Source organism: Rhizobium indicum (genome assembly GCF_005862305.2).
GTDB lineage: Bacteria > Pseudomonadota > Alphaproteobacteria > Rhizobiales > Rhizobiaceae > Rhizobium > Rhizobium indicum.
Window position 1 is genome coordinate 144,158 of the sequence record NZ_CP054025.1, and the last position, 16,684, is coordinate 160,841.

A 16,684-nucleotide genomic window follows, 5' to 3' on the forward strand; every position below is an offset into this window, starting at 1 on the left:
TCAAAAAACCAAAAGAGGATGAGAACATGACACTGAATTTGACAAGACGAACGATGATCGCCGCCGCCGGCTTCACGGCATTGACCTTCATCGGCCTGTCCAGCGCCGCGGCGCAGGAAAAGAAGACCGTCGCGCTGGTGCAGATCAACCAGCAGGCACTTTTCTTCAACCAGATGAATGAGGGCGCCCAGAAGGCGGCCGATGCCGCCGGCGTCAAGCTGGTGATCTTCAACGCCAACAACGAGACGACGGCGCAGAACAGCGCCATCGAAACCTATGTCCAGGAAAAGGTCTCCGGCCTTGCGGTCGTGGCGATCGACGTCAATGGTATCATGCCGGCGGTCAAGCAGGCGGCCGATGCCGGCATTCCCGTCGTCGCCATCGATGCCATCCTGCCTGATGGCCCGCAGAAGGCACAGATCGGCGTCGACAATGCCGCGGCCGGCGCCGATATGGGCAAATACTTCCTCGACTACGTCAAGGCGAACATGGGCGGCAAAGCCAAGCTCGGCGTTGTCGGCGCGCTGAACTCGTTCATCCAGAACATCCGCCAGGAGGGCTTTGAAAAGACCCTGAAAGGCGTCGACGGCATTGAAATGGCCGGCGTCGTCGATGGGCAGAACATCCAGGACAACGCCCTTGCGGCGGCTGAAAACCTGATCACCGCCAATCCTGACCTGACCGCGATCTACGCCACCGGCGAGCCGGCCTTGATGGGGGCGATCGCCGCCGTCCAGAGCCAGGGCAAGCAGGATAAGATCAAGGTGTTCGGCTGGGATCTGACTGCCGAAGCCATTGCCGGCATCGATGCCGGCTTCGTCGTCGCCGTCGTCCAGCAGGATCCGGCCGCAATGGGCGGTGCCGCCGTCGACGCACTCGTCAAGGCCTCGGCCGGCGAAGCCGTCACCAAGACGATCTCGGTGCCGATCACCATCGTCACCAAGGAGAATGTCGAGCCGTACCGGGCCGTCTTCAAATGATCGAAAGCGGACAGCGTGACATCGCTGCCGCCGCTTCCGGAGGGCTCGCACCCTCCGGAACCGGAACTTCCGGCGGCACCCGATCCGACCCGCGCATCTCGCTACGCGGCATCCGCAAGTCGTTCGGCTCGCACCAGGCCCTGCGCGGCGTCGATCTCGACATCTTCCCCGGCGAATGCCTGGGCCTCGTCGGCGATAACGCCGCCGGCAAATCGACACTGACGAAAATCATCTCGGGAACCTACATTCCCGATGCCGGCACAATCACCATGGAAGGCGAAGAGGTTCGTTTCTCCGGCCCCGCGGATGCGCGTGGGCGTAACATCGAAATGGTGTTCCAGGATCTCAGTCTCTGCGATCATATCGATGTCGTCGGCAATCTCTTTCTCGGCCGTGAACTCAGCCGCGGGCCGTTTCTCGACACCAGGACGATGTTGGCCGAAGCGCGCAAGATGCTGGATTCGCTTGAGATCCGCATCCCGAGGCTGACCGGCAAGGTCGCTCAGCTCTCCGGCGGGCAGCGCCAGGCGATCGCCATTGCGCGCGCCGCCTCGTTCAAGCCGAAGGTGCTGATCATGGACGAGCCGACGTCAGCACTTGCAGTCGCGGAGGTCGAAGCGGTGCTGGCCCTGATCAACCGCGTCAAGGCGAACGGCGTTTCGGTGATCCTCATCACCCACCGGCTGCAGGACCTCTTCCGGGTCTGCGACCGCATCGCGGTGATGTACGAGGGCACGAAGGTGGCCGAGCGGCAGATCGGCAGCACCAACCTCGAGGATCTCGTCAGGCTGATCGTCGGTGAAGGAGCCAGACAATGACGGCTTATACGGAACGCGGCCACGGCTCGCGCGTCGCCGATTTCTTCGGTGAACACGCACAGGTCCTGTCGATCGCCATTTTCTTCCTGGCCTGCATGATCTTCTTCTCGATCGGCAGCGAAACCTTCTTCACGCTCGGCAATATCCTGAACATCGTGCGCCAGGCTGCTCCCATCCTGATTGTCGCCATCGCCATGACCTTCGTCATCATCACCGGCGGCATCGATCTGTCGGTCGGCTCGCAGGTCGCCCTCGTCAATGCGGTCGCGGCGATCGTCATGGCGATGGGTGTTCCCTGGCCGTCGGTCGTCATCGGCATGCTCGTGCTCGGCGGCTTCATGGGGCTGGTTCAGGGCTGGTTTACCGCCTATCAGGGGATTCCGGCCTTTATCGTCACGCTCGCCGGCCTCTCGATCCTGCGCGGCCTGGCGCTCTATCTGACCCAGGGCTATTCCATCCCGATCAAGGATGCACCGGGCTTCTTCGCGCTCGGTCGGGGCGAAATCCTCAGCTTCCCGATCCCGGCGGTCATTGCCGTCGTCATCGCCATTCTCGGTTACGTCGTCATCACCGCGACCAAATATGGCCGGCAGGTCGTAGCGGTCGGCTCCAATGCGGAGGCGGCGCGGCGTGTCGGCATGCCCGCCAAATGGATCATCGCCTCGGTCTATATCATCTCCGGCGTCGCCTGCGCCGTCGCCGGCCTGCTGATTGCCGCTCGCCTCGGCTCCGGTTCGTCCAATGCCGCCGTCGGTTTCGAGCTGCAGGTAATCGCCGCCGTCGTGCTCGGCGGAACGTCGCTGATGGGCGGACGCGGCACCATCCTCGGCACCGTGCTCGGCACGCTGACCATCGCCGTCATCGGCAATGGCCTGATCCTGATGCACATATCGCCGTTCTTCACCCAGATCGTCACCGGCGCCATCATCCTCGTCGCCATCTGGCTGAACACGCGCATCTTCACGGCCAATTTCCATTTCCGGCTGGGCAGGAAAGGATGAAGCGATGAGCGAACAGACAGCAGATAGCCTGTCCGAAGCGCATGTCCACTCCGGCAAGGTGATGACCGTTACCGGCCCCGTTTCGGCGGATGCACTCGGCGTGACGCTGATGCACGAGCATATCCTCAACGACTGCCGCTGCTGGTGGCATGCGCCGAAGACGCCGGAACGGCAATATCTCGCCGAAAGCTTCGTCTGCATGGAGATCCTCGGCGAACTCAGGCAGGATCCCTTCGTCAACAAGCACAATATCACGCTCGACGACGAACATCTGGCGGTGGCCGAACTCAAGGACTTCGCCACGGCGGGCGGGCGCACCGTGGTGGAACCGACCTGCAAGGGCATCGGCCGTGATCCGCTGGCGCTCCGGCGCATCTCCGAAGCGTCCGGCCTCAACATCGTGATGGGGGCCGGTTATTACCTCGGATCCTCACATCCGGAAGGCGTCGCGGCAATGAGCGTCGATGACATCGCATTAGAGATCGTCCGCGAGGCCAGGGAAGGCGTCGACGGCACCGGCGTCAGGATCGGCCTGATCGGCGAGATCGGCGTCTCCTCGGATTTCACCGCCGAGGAAGAAAAATCGCTGCGCGGCGCTGCCCGGGCGCAAGTGCTGACCGGGCTTCCCCTGATGGTGCATCTGCCGGGTTGGTTCCGCCTCGGCCACCGCGTGCTCGACGTGGTGGCGCAAGAGGGGGCGGATCTCCGCCACACCGTGCTTTGCCACATGAATCCATCGCATGACGACATTGCCTATCAGAGCGAGCTGGCGGAGCGTGGCGCATTCATCGAATACGACATGATCGGCATGGACTTCTTCTATGCCGACCAGCAGGTGCAGTGCCCGAGCGACGAGGAGGCGGCGCGCGCGATCGTGCGTCTTGTCGAGACCGGATATCTCGACCGGATTCTTCTGTCGCACGACGTCTTTCTGAAGATGATGCTGACGCATTACGGCGGCAATGGCTACGCCTATATCCTTCGCCATTTTCTTCCCCGTCTTCAGCGGCACGGCCTCGACAGGACGGTTCTCGACGAGATGATGCGCAGCAATCCGCGCCGCGTCTTTCATGCCGGGGGCTAAAGCGCGTCGCGCTTTAGGTCTTTGTTTTTACGCATGTCGTTATCGCAAAACCGCTTCACACTTTTGCGCGACGTGCTTTAGCTCCATCAATTCAATCGATCACAGGTAACCGCAGACCATGACCAAGAAAATCCTCCTTGTCGGCGAGAGCTGGGTCAGCTCCGCCACGCACTACAAAGGCTTCGACCAGTTCGGCAGCGTCACCTTCCATCTCGGCGCCGAACCGCTGGTGAAGGCGCTCGCCGGCAGCGCCTTCGAGCTCACCTACATGCCGGCGCACGAGGCAGTGGAGAAATTCCCCTTCGATATGGCGGGGCTCGACGTCTATGACGCCATCATCCTCTCCGATATCGGTGCCAATTCGCTGCTGCTGCCGCCGGATGTGTGGCTGCATTCGCGCACCGTGCCGAACCGGCTGAAGCTTCTGAAGGCATGGGTGGAAAAGGGTGGCGGCCTGTTGATGGTCGGCGGCTATTTCTCCTTCCAGGGCATCGACGGCAAGGCGCGCTGGCGTCGCACCCCCGTCGAAGACACGCTGCCCGTCACGTGCCTGCCTTATGACGACCGCGTCGAGATCCCCGAGGGAACTGTTGCCGAGGTGGTGAAGCCGGAGCATCCGACGATGCGGGGTCTCGAAGGTGCATGGCCGGTGCTTCTCGGCGTCAACGAGGTTGAAGTGCGCGACCGGGCCGACGTCGAGATCGTCGCACGTCTGCCCGAGGATCAGGGCGGCCATCCGTTGCTCGTCGTCGGTACGCATGGCACTGGGCGGACGGCGGCCTGGACGTCGGATATCGGCCCGCACTGGCTCTCGCCCGCTTTCTGCGAATGGGAAGGTTATGACCGGCTCTGGAAGAACATCCTCGGCTGGCTCACCGAAAAGCAGGCATGATTTCAGCACGCGGCGGGAATTGGAAAGGGAATGACATGCAGGAAATTTCGGACAGGCCGTCCAACGCCATCAGGGATATCTTCGGCAGGGACAAGGTTTTGATCGGCATGATCCATTGCCCCGCCTTTCCGGGTGCGCCGCGCTACCGGGGGGCTGCGATGGATACGATTTACGACGCGTGCATGCGCGACGCCGAAGCCTGCGTGGAAGGCGGCCTGCACGGGCTGATCATCGAAAATCACGGCGATGTGCCGTTTTCGAAGCCCGAGGATATCGGCCCCGAGACGACGGGGTTCATGTCCGTCGTCACCGATCGGATCGCGCGCGCAGCCGGCATTCCGCTTGGCGTCAACGTGCTGGCCAATGCGCCGATCCCGGCCTTCGCCATCGCCATGGCAGGCGGGGCCAAATTCATCCGCGTCAATCAGTGGGCCAATGCCTATGTCGCCAATGAAGGTTTCATGGAGGGCAGGGCCGCCGAAGCCATGCGCTATCGCTCGCTGCTCAGGGCCGAGCATATCAAGGTCTTTGCCGACAGCCACGTCAAGCATGGCAGCCACGCTATCGTCGCCGACCGCTCGATCCAGGAGCTGACACGCGACCTCGCCTTCTTCGATGCCGACGGCGTCATCGCTACCGGCCAGCGGACCGGCAATTCGGCAACGATGGAGGAGATCGAGGAAATCGGCGCGGCGACACACCTGCCGCTGCTCGTCGGCTCCGGCGTCAACAAGGACAATATCGTCGATATTCTGAGCCGCACCAATGGCGTCATCGTTGCGTCTTCGCTGAAGCACGGCGGCGTCTGGTGGAACCCGGTCGACGTCGAGCGCGTGCGCGCCTTCCGGGCGGCGGCCGAACCGGGACTGGAGGGCTGAGCATGGCGGCAGAGAGCCTTTCGGCCCGCATCCTGCGCGAGAACGACGCTGTCCTTGGCGCGATGCTGAACCACCGCTTCGTCGAGGACGTGAAAAATGACAGGCTGAGCAAGGAGGCGTTCGAGCGTTATCTCGTCTATGAAGGCGCCTTCGTCGACAGCGCCATTTCGATCTTTGCCTATGCGGCGGCGACCGCCAAGACGATGACGCAGAAGCGCTGGCTAATCGCGGTTCTCGACGCGCTTGCCAACGAGCAGATCACCTATTTCGAGCGCACCTTCGCCAGCTGCGGCATCGATCCCTCGTCCTTCGACACCGGCATCGCCGAGGTCGAGGCCTTTCGCGCCGGCATGTTGGAAATCGCCCGCCAGGGCGGCTTCCTCGATACGGTCGCGGCGATGTTTGCGGCCGAGTGGATGTACTGGACTTGGTCGAAGGAAGCAGCTAACCGCCCGATCAGCAATCCGCTCTTGAAGGAATGGGTCGACCTGCATGTCGATCCGAATTTTGCCGCCCAGGCGCAATGGTTGAAGAATGAACTCGACATGGCAGGAGAAACGCTGGAAGAGGATGAAAAAGCGCGGCTCAGCGCGATCTTCGGCCGGGCGATGCAGCTCGAGATCGATTTTCACGATGCGTCTTATCTTTAGCTTCACCTTGCGAAAGCGGATGCATGCGCGCCTACATAGTCGGTAACGTCGCCATCGACGAAACCATCGCCGTCTCCGAACTTCCCGTCATCGGCGCTTCCATCCTCGGCAATGCCGGCGGAAGCGATCTCGGCGGCAAGGGCACGAACCAGGCGGTCGTCATGGCCCGCTGCGGCGTGCCGACAACGCTGGTGGCGCCCGTCGGCAGGGATGCGAGGGCCGATATGATACGCCATTACCTCGCGGACGAGCCGCTTCGGAGCGAACTGATCGAAATGGAAGGGGCGTCGAGCGATGTCTCGATCATCTTCCGGCTGCCAGGCGGTGAGAATGCCATCGTCACGACGACGGAATCGGCGCAGAGCCTGTCCCTGTCTCATGTCAGGCGGATCCTGTCGACGGCCGGTCGCGGCGATTTCATGATGCTGCAGGGCAATCTGTCCGACCAGACGACCCGCGATATCCTGGAGCATGCAAGAGAGATCGGCATGATCACCGCGTTCAATCCCTCGCCGGTGCGCTCCTATTTCTCCGATCTTTGGGGGTTGATCGACGTCGCCTTCCTCAACAAGGGTGAGGCGCAGGCCCTGACGGGAGCGACGGGCAGGGATGCAGCCGAATATCTGTTGAGCCGCGGGCTGCGCGAAATCGTCCTGACGCTGGGCGGCGACGGCGCGACGCTCGTGAACCGGCACGATAGCATCGAAGTGCCCGCCCAGATCTGCGATGTTGTGGATACAACGGGCGCAGGCGATACGTTCATGGCCGCAGCACTTGCATCCTGCGCGCTGCGCGGACAGCGGCTGGACAGGTTAGCCATCGAACACGCAGTTGCAGCCGCGGCCGTCACCGTCTCAAGACATGGAACAAGAAAGGCGTTTCCGACCATTTCCGAGCTTGAAGCGATCCTGAGATAATCCGCTCGGTATGAGCGCGCTTCATAAAATCATCATCGGCCTCTGCGAAGGGATGGGCTCCTCGCGATTCACTCCGTCCATATCAGCAGCATCCGGACTTTTCTCATGACATCTTCCCAGATTTCCGCGCGTCTTTCCCCGACCGCCTCGTCCCGTCTCGTCGTGCTTGCCGAAACAGTATTGAAGGCGGGCGAAACTGCCCGCGGCTCGCTGCGGCGGCGAACGTCGGCAGAAATGCTCGCCAAGGCGCCGCGCGATTATCAGACCGAAATCGATGTCGCCGTCGAGCGGATCATCGTCGACGAGATGGCGAAGGCCTTCCCGGACTATGCCATCCAGGGCGAGGAAGCCGTCGGCAACCGCACGGCGGGTCCGGACACTCCGATCATCTACATCGACCCGATCGACGGCACGACCAATTACGCCTGGGGCATTCCGCATTTCGGCATGACGATCTCGATCGTCGAAAGCGGCAGGCTCGTCATGGGCGTCGTCTATGACGCCATGCAGGACGAGCTGTTCAGTGTCGAGATCGGTGGCGGCGCCTATCTGAACGGCGAACGTATCCGCTGCGCCGATGTCGGTGACATCGAGAATGTGCTTGTCGGTGCCGGGCTGCCGATCCCCGGCCAGGTCACGGCGGTTGCGGAAGAGACCTATTTCGAGGCCATCAAACGCCTGATGGCGAACACGGCAGGTGTGCGCCGCCTCGGCTCGGCGGCACTGTCGATTGCCTATGTCGCCTGCGGCCGGCTGGACGGATTCTTCGAAGACGGGCTCGCGATCCATGATTTCGGCGCCTCGGCGCTGATGGTCGAAGAGGCGGGCGGCATCGTCACCCGTTTTTCCGGCGCTAAGGTTGTCGGAAAGAGCGATATCCTGGCCGCCAGCAAGGCGCTGCATCCCTGGCTGCTGGAAGGCTTCCAGAGCAAGGCGTGAACCGGCGCATTCCTACCGTCTAAACCCGCAGGAGCTCTTCGATCTCCACATCGCCCTTTGCCGGCATCGACTGATGGACGAGCTCGTTGTCGCGGAAGACGAAAAAGCCGGCGAAATGCGGCTCGACCCTCATCCCGGCCCGGATGCGATCGTCCGGCGCGACCATCGCCTTCAGGCGGCTGCCGTCGGCAAGATCGACATCGACCGTCTTGTGGGTGCCGAAATCGACGATGCGATGGACTGTCGCGGCATCGACCCGCTCCGAGGGACGGATGGTCAGCGCTTCCGGGCGGGCGGCCAGCGTCACCGGCCCATCCTCGACGGGAACCGGAAGCGGGAACAGCGGATGCTCACAGACGCCGTTTCTAACGCGGCTCTGGACAAAATTCATCGAGCCGATGAACCCGGCGACGAAAGCCGTCTGCGGCTGCCGGTAGATGGTGCTCGGCGGCGCGATCTGTTCGGTGCCTCCGTCGCGCATGACGACGATCCGGTCGGCGAGCGCTAGGGCCTCGTCCTGGCCGTGGGTGACGAAGAGCGTGGTGATGCCAAGGCGCTGCTGGATATCGCGCACTTCCTCCCGCAGCCTTTCGCGCAGATGCTGGTCGAGGCTGGCGAAGGGCTCGTCGAGCAGAAGGATCTTCGGCTCAAGCACGAGCGAGCGGGCAAGCGCGACGCGCTGCTGCTGACCGCCGGAGAGTTGCGTCGTCATCCGCCGCCCGTAATCGGCGAGGCCGACCAGGGCCAAAGCATCCTCGACGCGTTGCCGGATTTCCGCTTTCGGCAGCCGGCGGAGCTTCAGGCCGAAGGCGATATTGTTGAAGACGTCCATGTGCGTCCAGAGCGCATGGCTCTGGAACACCATGCCGGTCGGGCGCCGCTCGGGCGGCAGCACCGTCACATCCTTCGCGTCGATGCGGATCGTTCCGCCGCTTGGGCGCTCGAAGCCGCCGATCATCCTGAGAAGCGTCGACTTGCCGGAACCGGATGGGCCGAGCAGGCAGACGAGCTCGCCGTCTCCGACTTCGAGCGAGAAGTCGCGAACGGCAAAGGCGGTCCCGAACAGCTTCGAAACGCCCTCGATCGAAAGATGTGCCATCTCAAACCCTTCCCTGAATTGACCTCACGCGCCAAAACCTCTTGCAAAGGCGCCGGTGCCGATCACGCGGCGGGCAAACATCAGCGCGATGAAGGACGGCACCCACAACATGACTGACAGCACGGCGCCGTATTGCACGACGATCTGATTGTTGATGAAGCTGATCATCAGCACCGGCATGGTGCGGACCTGAGGCGCGCCGATCAGCCAGGCACCTTCCGTCTCGTAGAAGGTGCCGACGAAGGTCAAAAGCAGTGCGGCAGCGATCGTGGGTCCGGCCTGCGGCAGGGTGATCGACCAGAAGACGCGCAGCGGCGTGGCACCCGCATCGCGCGCCGCCTCTTCCATGCGCCGGTCGACATTCTGGAAGGCTGCGACCGGGATCCAGATCATCAGCATCAGCGTGCCGACAAGCTGGATCAGCACGACGCCCCAGAAAGTGCTGATCAGGCCGAGCTGTAGGAAGATGCCGGCAATGGCGACGAGCAGGCCGAATTTCGGGAAGGCATGCGATGCGAGGAACGACAGGAACAGGATGTTCCTGCCGGGAAAGCGCATGCGGGCGAAGGCGTAAGCCGCGGGAAGGCAGATGACGGCGGAAAGAATGGTCACCGTCGTCGTCAGCCGCAGGCTGAGGAAGAGCGCTTCCCAGACATCCGGACGCGCCAGCGTCTGGCCCCAGAAACGCAGGCCGAACTGCTGCGGGATCACCGATGGATAACGCCAGACCTCGGTGAAAGCCCACGTTCCGACGACGATCAGCGGCAGCGCGATGAACAACGTCAGCAGGCACGCGAAGAGCATGCCGATCCAGTCGAAGCGAAGATCCGTACCCGATCTACCGGCACTCATGGCTGGGCCTCGCGGTTGCGGGCGATCGACCTGATATAGAAGATACCGAAGACCAGGCAGAAGCCGAATGTGATGACGGCCTGGGTCATGGCGTTCAGTGGGTCGTTCATGTCGGCGAAGGTGCGCTGCATGAACGGCCCCATCATCTCCGGCGATGCGGAGCCGAGCACATAGGGCAGGGTGAAGGCGGAGAAGATGCCAAGCACCGCAAAGGAAGCAGTCACCAGCAGCGAGTTCCCCATGCGCGGCAGGATGATCGAGACGAAGACCCGAAGCGGCCTTGCGCCGACATCGCGGGCGGCTTCGATCGCGCTGTTCGAAACGGAGGAAAGCCCCGCCGTCAGCATCAGCACCGTCAGGGGAAGATTGTCCCAGACGAGGCCGATGACCGGTCCCCACGGCGTCAGATAGGGCGTGCGCAGCTTGGGCAGGCTGACGGCGTTCAGCAGCAGGTCGACGGTGCCGTTCGGCCCGATCGTCCTGATCAGCGCATAGGCGAGAATGATCGACGGCACGAACATCGGGAAGATCGCAAGAGCCTGCACATAGGCGGCAAGTCGCCCTTGCGAGAAGCGGAGGTATAGCGCGATCGGAAGGCCAATCGCCAGAAGCAGAATACCGCAGACGGCGGTGGTCCAGAGCGTCAGCCACAGATTGCCGAGGCTGTAGCCATCGGTGAAGAAGAAGCGATAGGAGGCAAGCGAGAATTCCGTCGCGCCGTCGGGGCCCCGAACGAAGATCGTGCCGACGACAGCCGAAAAGATCGGAAAGACGATCAGCCATGCGAGCAGGAGGACCGGTAGGGCAACGAGGAGGAGCCCGATGGAACTCCCCCTGTTGATGGACCGGTGACGGCGCAGAACCGCCGGCGCAGTGTCAGTGGACATCAGGTGCGGCTGATGCCCGGAGCAACGTTGCGGTACCAGCCGTCGGCGATCGCCTTTTCCCAATCGCCACCCGGGAAAGTCGGGATGGTCGAGGGAATGACGTCGGCATATTTCTTGCGAAGATCGTCGGAAATGTGGTCCCAGGAAATAGCCGGGAAGCCGCCGATCTCGGTGATGATCGCTTCCTGCATTTCCTTCGTCAGCATGAATGCGGCAAGCTTGAGGGCCGCATCCTTGTTGGCGCCGTTCGAGAACACGGTGATGCTGGAGAAGCCGCCGCAAAGGGCAAGATCGGTAAGCTGCACGAGGCCGGTCGTATCAGGCAGCACACCCTGGGAGATCGCCTGCAGCACCTGGTCCGACCAGACCGGCACCATGGTGACGACGCCCTGGGCGAGCAACTGGATCGACTGGGTGTTGCCGGCCGTATAGGCGCCCTTGTCATAGAGCGCAGGCGCGAGGTCGTTGAGGATCTTCAAGGCCGGCGTCAGCGTCTCAGTGGCAAAGTCGGTGGTGAAATTGTCGACCTTGAACTTCTTCGGATCGCGGCCATTGGCCTCATGGATCGCGCGGCGGACGAAGTTTCCGCCCGAACCGCCCTTGTCAGGACGGTTGTAGATGAACTGGCCCGGATTGGCCTTGATCCAGGCAGTGAGCTGATCCCAGCTCTTCGGCGCATCCTTCGGATCAAGCTTGGTCGTGTCATAGGCGAGAAGCACCTGCGAACCGCGATAGGGAAGGGAGTAGGGGGTATCGAAGGCAAGCGGGTTGATATGATCGTAGCCCTCGATGTTCTCGGCGGAGAACTTGACCCAGAGCCCGGCATCGATGCCGCCGGATGGCAGGCGGGGATCGAATTGTTCGAAAAGGTCGGCCTGCGGATCGGTCTTCGTCTTCAGCGCCGCGAGCGCACGGTCGGCGATGGCGCGCAGGCCATTATTATCGCCGGCATCGGTCACCTTCAGGGCAACACCCGGATGCGCCTTTTCGAAGGCCGGGCGGATGACGTTGTTCCAGAGGTCGACGATGTTGGCATCCGAACCGCTGTAGAGATCGATCGTGCCGGCCGCAGCCGATGCGAAACGCGGAAGCGCCAGCAGACCGGCTGCAGCCGACGATGTGATCAGAAATTCGCGTCTATTCATAACCCGTCTCCATCAGGTGTCGAGGCTCAGCCTCCGCAGGATTGTCCAAGGCCTTGCTAGCGCCGGCGCGTAACATCGACATGACAGGATCGGGGGTCTCGGCAGGGAAATTGCACAGCTGTGCTCTTTGCACCGTGTGGAAATCGGCGGCAGGAGACACTATCTCTTGCGGAAAAGGAGATATCCAATGACCGAAGAACGTGCAGTCCTCGCCGGTGGTTGCTTCTGGGGCATGCAGGATCTGATCCGCCGATATAACGGCGTGATTTCGACCCGCGTCGGCTATAGCGGCGGCGATGTGCCGAATGCCACCTACCGCAACCACGGAACCCATGCCGAGGCGATCGAGATCATCTTCGACCCCGCAAGGATCAGCTATCGGGAAATCCTCGAATTCTTCTTCCAGATCCACGACCCGAGCACGCGCAACCGCCAGGGCAACGACGTCGGCTTGAGCTACCGCTCGGCAATCTTCTATGTCACCCCTGAGCAGGAGCGCGTCGCCAGGGACACGATCGCCGATGTCGATGCATCCGGCCTGTGGCCCGGCAAGGTCGTCACCGAAGTCGTGCCGGTCAGCGATTTCTGGGAGGCCGAGCCCGAGCACCAGGATTATCTGGAGCGGATTCCGAACGGCTATACCTGCCATTTCGTCCGACCCGGCTGGAAACTGCCGGTCCGCCAGAAGATCGCCTGAAATTGATCAAGCTCCCATCGCCGCGCGGCTGGTTTCCAGAAGCGCGGCGACGAGGTTTGTCCTCGGCGAAGATCGCGTCACCACGATGCCGACGGTGCGCATAGCGGACGAGCGGGGCAGGGGCAGCTTGACGATATCTAATCCCGCCGGCCAGGGCGGCGCCCAATCCGGCACGATCGAGATTCCGAGACCGCGGTCTACCATCACCGCGATCGCCTCCAGCGCGTCAAGCTCATAACGCTCGACCGGATGGATGCCGATCTCGAGCAGATATTCATCGGCGATGTGACCACCCCACTGGTTGCGGTCGTAGCGAATGAAGGGCAGGGCCGTCAACAGTTCGAGCGGATCCGCTCCCTCACAGTCCCGCGGAGCGATCAGCACCAGGGGTTCCTGGCGCAGCTTGTTGAAAGTCAGCGTCTTCTGCATCGGAAATCGCGGCTCGATGATGAAGGCGGCGTCCAGCGTGCCGTTCAGAACCTCGGCATAGAGGTCCATCGACGCGCCAGGCTTGAGGAAGATTTCGATCAGCGGATAGTCCTGCGCAAGGCGGTGGAGAATGCCGGGAACGAGACCGGTCAGCGCCGTATTGATCGCCCCGATCCGCATCTCACCCGAAATCGTCGCGGTGCCGGCCATCGCCTTCAGGTCGCGTGTATCGCGCACCAGATCCCGGCAACGTTCGAGAATGGCAAAACCGGCTTCCGTCGGCCGCATCACGCGGCCGGAGCGCACCAGCAGCCGCACCCCGAGCTCGGCCTCCAATGCGCGGATACGCTGGGCAACAGCTGCGGGCGTGAGGTTCAGCCGCTGGGCGGCCTCCGCCAGAGAGTGCCGCTCGGCAACGACAATGAAGGTTTCGAGAAAACGTGTGTCCATCGATAGTTTTTCTATCTCTTGAACGAAGCAGAAGCCATATTTTATTTACGATCCATTGCTCCGAAAGATGGCCAGACCCTATGAGGAGATGGATGAAATGGATTTCGGCCTGAAGGACAAGACGGCCCTGGTGCTTGGCGCCGGCGGCGGACTGGGCAGCGCGATTGCCGCCAAGCTTGCGCGCGAAGGCGCCAGAATTGCCGCGGCGGATATCGATCTCGCCGCCGCTGAGAAGACCGCGGCTGCGGTTGAATCCGAAGGCGGCAAGGCGCTGGCGCTGCAATGGGACCTTTCCGATCTCGGTTCGATCGATGCGCATGTCGCTGCAATCGAGCGCCAGTTCGGACCGGTCGATATCCTCGTCAACAATACCGGTGGCCCACCGCCGACCACTGTATCCGGCCAGGATCCGGCGGTTTGGAATCAGTATTTCCAAAGCATGGTGCTCTCCGTCATCGCCGTTACCGATCGTGTGCTGCCTCAGATGCGCGCGCGCAAATGGGGACGCATCGTCACCTCGACCTCATCGGGCGTAGTTGCGCCGATCCCCAATCTCGGTATCTCCAACGCGCTGCGTCTGTCGCTGGTCGGCTGGTCGAAAACACTGGCGCGCGAGGTCGGACGCGACGGCATCACCGTCAACATCGTCCTGCCGGGCCGGATCGCCACCGGCCGCATCACCTTCCTCGACGAGCAGAAGGCCAAACGCGAAAACCGCTCCCTCGATGACGTCGTCATTGAGAGCACCGGCAGTATTCCGCTCGGTCGCTATGGCCGGCCGGAAGAATATGGCAATGTCGTCACCTTCCTGGCGAGCGAGCCGGCCTCCTATCTCACCGGATCGGTGATCCGCGTCGATGGCGGCATGATCCAGAGCATCTGACAGAAACCGAATTGGAACCGAACACCGATGGCCCTCAGCGCTGAAGCGATAGCAACCCTCAAGACCGTCTCGACGGCGACCCTGACGACCGTTCTTCTGAAGAAGGGCCTGCGGAACGTCTGGATCCGCGGCGCCGTTCCGCTGAAGCCCGGCCAGCCGCGCATCGTCGGCCCGGCTTTCACCCTGCGCTTCGTTCCGGCCCGCGAAGATCTGGCGACGCCGGCATCCTGGGCCTCGCCGATCTCGACGCGCGCCGCGATCGAGGCGATGCCGGAGGGCTGTGTTGCCGTCGTCGATGCGATGGGCGTTACCGATGCCGGCATCTTCGGCGATATCCTCTGCGCCCGCATGCAGAAGAGAGGCGTTGCAGCCCTCGTCACCGACGGCGTCGTACGCGACCTAGCCGGCGTGCTCGACACCAACCTGCCGGTCTGGTGCCGCGGCGTCGCAGCACCCCCATCGGTCGCCGGCCTCACCTTCGTCGCCTGGCAGCAGCCGATCGGCTGCGGCGGCGTTGCGGTCTTTCCGGATGATATCATCGTCGTCGACCAGGACGGCGCCGTGCTGATCCCGGCCGATCTGCTCGACGTCGTGCTGGCGGAAGCGCCGGAACAGGAGCGCATGGAAGCCTGGATCATGACCAGGATCGATGAAGGCGTGTCGCTGCCCGGCCTCTACCCGATGAACGCCGAAACCAAGGCGCTCTACGAGGCCTCGAAGAAATAGGCTCCGGGCCAGGCGGATTGAGGAGGGCCGCGGCTTCGCGGCCCTTTTGCTTTCGCCCTATCTCAATAACGAGGCACGTAATCCAGGCCGCCGTCGATCCGTGCCGGGCGCCCGTCCAGGAAAAGCTCACCGATGCGCGGCGCCGAGCGCGCGATGATCTTGCCGCGGCGGATCACCGCCAGTCGGTTCGGCTTCAGCCGCAGCGCTTCCAGCATGTCGCTCGCCTGGAGGATGACGAGGTCGGCGTTGCATCCCTTTTCCAGGCCGTAGCCTGCAAGTCCCATCGTCTTCGCCGAATTGACGGTCAACGCGTCGAAGATCCTCTTCTTGTCCTCGATGCCGGCCATCTGCGCGACATGGATTGCCATATGACCGACCTCCAGCATGTCGCCCGATCCCATCGAATACCAGGGGTCCATGACGCAGTCGTGCCCGAAGGAAACGTTGAGCCCGGCATCCATCAATTCGCGCACGCGGGTCATGCCGCGGCGTTTCGGATAGGTGTCGTGCCGGCCCTGCAGCATGATGTTGATCAGCGGATTGGGGATGACGTTGATCTCGGCCTCCGCCATCAGCGGAATGAGTTTGGAGACATAATAGTTGTCCATCGAATGCATCGAGGTCAGATGCGAGCCGGCGACGCGCCCCTGCAAGCCGAAGCGGATGGTTTCCGCAGCCAGCGTTTCGATATGGCGCGAGAGTGGATCGTCGGTTTCGTCGCAATGGATATCGACCGGCAGGCCGCGATCGGCGGCGATGCGGCAGAGCGCTTCGACCGACGCCGTACCTTCACCCATCGTCCGTTCGAAATGCGGAATGCCGCCGACGATGTCGACACCCATATCGAGGGCGCGGTTGAGCGCATCGATTGCGCCCGGCGAGCGGTAATAACCATCCTGGGGGAAGGCGACCAGCTGCAGATCGATATAGGGCGCGACCTTCTCGCGCACCTCGATCATCGCCTCGACGGTTACAAGCCTCGGATCGCTGGTATCGACATGGCTGCGGATGAAGAGCAGACCCTGCGTGACCGCCAGATCGCAATAGCGCAGCGCACGATCGACCAGTTCATCCTTCGTCACGATCGGGCGCAACTCCCCCCAGAGCGCAATACCCTCGAGCAGGGTGCCGGATACGTTCATGCGCGGCAAGCCGAGCGACAGGGTGGCGTCCATGTGGAAATGCGGATCGACGAAGGGCGGGCTGACCAGCCGGCCGGTCGCGTCGATCTCTTCTTGCGCCTGCGCCTGGAGATTAGGCTCGACAGCGATGATCTTGCCGCCCTGGATGCCGATATCGATCCCCTTTCGGCCATCGGGGAGATTTGCATTTCTGACGATCAGATCGAACATCGGAG

The 16,684-nt window shown here is 62.5% G+C and carries 18 protein-coding genes; 12 read left to right on the forward strand and 6 right to left on the reverse strand.

Annotated elements, in window-relative coordinates:
• Window positions 1-26: 26 nt before the first annotated feature.
• The 9 genes from FFM53_RS34015 to FFM53_RS34055 all read left to right on the forward strand — a co-directional run bounded on the left by FFM53_RS34015 (window position 27) and on the right by FFM53_RS34055 (window position 8,159).
• Entirely contained in the window at window positions 27-980 is a 954-nt protein-coding gene (locus FFM53_RS34015) for an ABC transporter substrate-binding protein (RefSeq protein ID WP_138389934.1), read from the forward strand.
• Entirely contained in the window at window positions 977-1,798 is an 822-nt protein-coding gene (locus tag FFM53_RS34020; RefSeq protein ID WP_138389933.1) for an ATP-binding cassette domain-containing protein, read from the forward strand. Before FFM53_RS34015 ends, FFM53_RS34020 begins: the two co-directional genes overlap by 4 nt.
• Window positions 1,795-2,799: an ABC transporter permease gene (locus FFM53_RS34025; RefSeq protein ID WP_138389932.1), complete on the forward strand. Its 1,005-nt coding sequence runs from the start codon at window positions 1,795-1,797 to the stop codon at window positions 2,797-2,799. The genes FFM53_RS34020 and FFM53_RS34025 overlap by 4 nt, the downstream gene beginning before the upstream one ends.
• A 4-nt stretch (window positions 2,800-2,803) precedes the next feature.
• On the forward strand, window positions 2,804-3,883 hold the full coding sequence (locus FFM53_RS34030) for a phosphotriesterase family protein (RefSeq protein ID WP_138389931.1): 1,080 nt from the start codon (window positions 2,804-2,806) through the stop codon (window positions 3,881-3,883).
• A gap of 118 nt (window positions 3,884-4,001) precedes the next feature.
• The gene (locus FFM53_RS34035) at window positions 4,002-4,775 is read left to right on the forward strand and encodes a glutamine amidotransferase (protein ID WP_138389930.1); all 774 of its coding nucleotides are present in this window, start codon (window positions 4,002-4,004) and stop codon (window positions 4,773-4,775) included.
• 35 nt (window positions 4,776-4,810) lie between these two features.
• Window positions 4,811-5,653: a BtpA/SgcQ family protein gene (locus tag FFM53_RS34040; RefSeq protein WP_138389929.1), complete on the forward strand. Its 843-nt coding sequence runs from the start codon at window positions 4,811-4,813 to the stop codon at window positions 5,651-5,653.
• A gap of 2 nt (window positions 5,654-5,655) precedes the next feature.
• A complete protein-coding gene (locus tag FFM53_RS34045; RefSeq protein ID WP_138389928.1) occupies window positions 5,656-6,303 on the forward strand; it encodes a TenA family protein in 648 nt (215 codons plus the stop codon).
• 23 nt (window positions 6,304-6,326) lie between these two features.
• Window positions 6,327-7,220: a ribokinase gene (locus tag FFM53_RS34050; protein ID WP_138389927.1), complete on the forward strand. Its 894-nt coding sequence runs from the start codon at window positions 6,327-6,329 to the stop codon at window positions 7,218-7,220.
• A 105-nt stretch (window positions 7,221-7,325) separates the two neighbouring features.
• Window positions 7,326-8,159 carry an inositol monophosphatase family protein gene (locus FFM53_RS34055; RefSeq protein WP_138389926.1) on the forward strand — a complete coding sequence of 278 codons (834 nt, stop codon included), beginning with the start codon at window positions 7,326-7,328 and terminating at the stop codon, window positions 8,157-8,159.
• A 19-nt stretch (window positions 8,160-8,178) separates the two neighbouring features.
• Here FFM53_RS34055 and FFM53_RS34060 read toward each other — a convergent pair whose 3' ends face one another.
• From FFM53_RS34060 to FFM53_RS34075, 4 genes are read right to left on the reverse strand one after another with little or no spacing between them, the layout of a single operon-like run.
• A complete protein-coding gene (locus tag FFM53_RS34060; RefSeq protein WP_138389925.1) occupies window positions 8,179-9,258 on the reverse strand; it encodes an ABC transporter ATP-binding protein in 1,080 nt (359 codons plus the stop codon).
• A gap of 24 nt (window positions 9,259-9,282) precedes the next feature.
• Window positions 9,283-10,110, reverse strand: coding sequence for an ABC transporter permease (locus FFM53_RS34065; RefSeq protein ID WP_138334088.1), 828 nt, complete (start codon window positions 10,108-10,110; stop codon window positions 9,283-9,285).
• Window positions 10,107-10,997 (reverse strand): ABC transporter permease, encoded by an 891-nt coding sequence (locus FFM53_RS34070; protein ID WP_138334090.1) that lies wholly within the window; start codon window positions 10,995-10,997, stop codon window positions 10,107-10,109. Before FFM53_RS34070 ends, FFM53_RS34065 begins: the two co-directional genes overlap by 4 nt.
• On the reverse strand, window positions 10,997-12,142 hold the full coding sequence (locus FFM53_RS34075) for an extracellular solute-binding protein (protein WP_138389924.1): 1,146 nt from the start codon (window positions 12,140-12,142) through the stop codon (window positions 10,997-10,999). The genes FFM53_RS34070 and FFM53_RS34075 overlap by 1 nt, the downstream gene beginning before the upstream one ends.
• A gap of 187 nt (window positions 12,143-12,329) precedes the next feature.
• On the opposite strand from FFM53_RS34075, the gene msrA reads away from it, so the two are divergent.
• Window positions 12,330-12,839 (forward strand): peptide-methionine (S)-S-oxide reductase MsrA, encoded by a 510-nt coding sequence (msrA, locus tag FFM53_RS34080; protein WP_138334093.1) that lies wholly within the window; start codon window positions 12,330-12,332, stop codon window positions 12,837-12,839.
• Between the two features lie 6 nt (window positions 12,840-12,845).
• On the opposite strand, the gene FFM53_RS34085 is transcribed toward msrA, so the two are convergent.
• Window positions 12,846-13,718: a LysR family transcriptional regulator gene (locus FFM53_RS34085; RefSeq protein WP_138389923.1), complete on the reverse strand. Its 873-nt coding sequence runs from the start codon at window positions 13,716-13,718 to the stop codon at window positions 12,846-12,848.
• Window positions 13,719-13,815: 97 nt separating this feature from the next.
• Between FFM53_RS34085 and FFM53_RS34090 the strand changes: the two genes are divergently transcribed.
• Complete coding sequence (locus FFM53_RS34090) at window positions 13,816-14,601, forward strand: SDR family oxidoreductase (protein ID WP_138389922.1); 786 nt, start codon at window positions 13,816-13,818, stop codon at window positions 14,599-14,601.
• 27 nt (window positions 14,602-14,628) lie between these two features.
• Window positions 14,629-15,327, forward strand: a complete 699-nt coding sequence (locus FFM53_RS34095) for a ribonuclease activity regulator RraA (RefSeq protein ID WP_138389921.1) — start codon at window positions 14,629-14,631, stop codon at window positions 15,325-15,327.
• 62 nt (window positions 15,328-15,389) lie between these two features.
• On the opposite strand, the gene FFM53_RS34100 is transcribed toward FFM53_RS34095, so the two are convergent.
• Window positions 15,390-16,679 carry an amidohydrolase family protein gene (locus FFM53_RS34100; RefSeq protein ID WP_138389920.1) on the reverse strand — a complete coding sequence of 430 codons (1,290 nt, stop codon included), beginning with the start codon at window positions 16,677-16,679 and terminating at the stop codon, window positions 15,390-15,392.
• Between the last annotated feature and the right edge of the window lie 5 nt (window positions 16,680-16,684).

Excerpts from the sequence above, each read along its gene's own strand:
- FFM53_RS34015 (WP_138389934.1), top strand. The coding sequence starts at position 27 with ATGACACTGAATTTGACAAGACGAACGATGATCGCCGCCGCCGGCTTC.
- FFM53_RS34020 (WP_138389933.1), top strand. The coding sequence starts at position 977 with ATGATCGAAAGCGGACAGCGTGACATCGCTGCCGCCGCTTCCGGAGGG.
- FFM53_RS34025 (WP_138389932.1), top strand. The coding sequence starts at position 1,795 with ATGACGGCTTATACGGAACGCGGCCACGGCTCGCGCGTCGCCGATTTC.
- FFM53_RS34030 (WP_138389931.1), top strand. The coding sequence starts at position 2,804 with ATGAGCGAACAGACAGCAGATAGCCTGTCCGAAGCGCATGTCCACTCC.
- FFM53_RS34035 (WP_138389930.1), top strand. The coding sequence starts at position 4,002 with ATGACCAAGAAAATCCTCCTTGTCGGCGAGAGCTGGGTCAGCTCCGCC.
- FFM53_RS34040 (WP_138389929.1), top strand. The coding sequence starts at position 4,811 with ATGCAGGAAATTTCGGACAGGCCGTCCAACGCCATCAGGGATATCTTC.
- FFM53_RS34045 (WP_138389928.1), top strand. The coding sequence starts at position 5,656 with ATGGCGGCAGAGAGCCTTTCGGCCCGCATCCTGCGCGAGAACGACGCT.
- FFM53_RS34050 (WP_138389927.1), top strand. The coding sequence starts at position 6,327 with ATGCGCGCCTACATAGTCGGTAACGTCGCCATCGACGAAACCATCGCC.
- FFM53_RS34055 (WP_138389926.1), top strand. The coding sequence starts at position 7,326 with ATGACATCTTCCCAGATTTCCGCGCGTCTTTCCCCGACCGCCTCGTCC.
- FFM53_RS34060 (WP_138389925.1), bottom strand. The coding sequence starts at position 9,258 with ATGGCACATCTTTCGATCGAGGGCGTTTCGAAGCTGTTCGGGACCGCC.
- FFM53_RS34065 (WP_138334088.1), bottom strand. The coding sequence starts at position 10,110 with ATGAGTGCCGGTAGATCGGGTACGGATCTTCGCTTCGACTGGATCGGC.
- FFM53_RS34070 (WP_138334090.1), bottom strand. The coding sequence starts at position 10,997 with ATGTCCACTGACACTGCGCCGGCGGTTCTGCGCCGTCACCGGTCCATC.
- FFM53_RS34075 (WP_138389924.1), bottom strand. The coding sequence starts at position 12,142 with ATGAATAGACGCGAATTTCTGATCACATCGTCGGCTGCAGCCGGTCTG.
- msrA (WP_138334093.1), top strand. The coding sequence starts at position 12,330 with ATGACCGAAGAACGTGCAGTCCTCGCCGGTGGTTGCTTCTGGGGCATG.
- FFM53_RS34085 (WP_138389923.1), bottom strand. The coding sequence starts at position 13,718 with ATGGACACACGTTTTCTCGAAACCTTCATTGTCGTTGCCGAGCGGCAC.
- FFM53_RS34090 (WP_138389922.1), top strand. The coding sequence starts at position 13,816 with ATGGATTTCGGCCTGAAGGACAAGACGGCCCTGGTGCTTGGCGCCGGC.
- FFM53_RS34095 (WP_138389921.1), top strand. The coding sequence starts at position 14,629 with ATGGCCCTCAGCGCTGAAGCGATAGCAACCCTCAAGACCGTCTCGACG.
- FFM53_RS34100 (WP_138389920.1), bottom strand. The coding sequence starts at position 16,679 with ATGTTCGATCTGATCGTCAGAAATGCAAATCTCCCCGATGGCCGAAAG.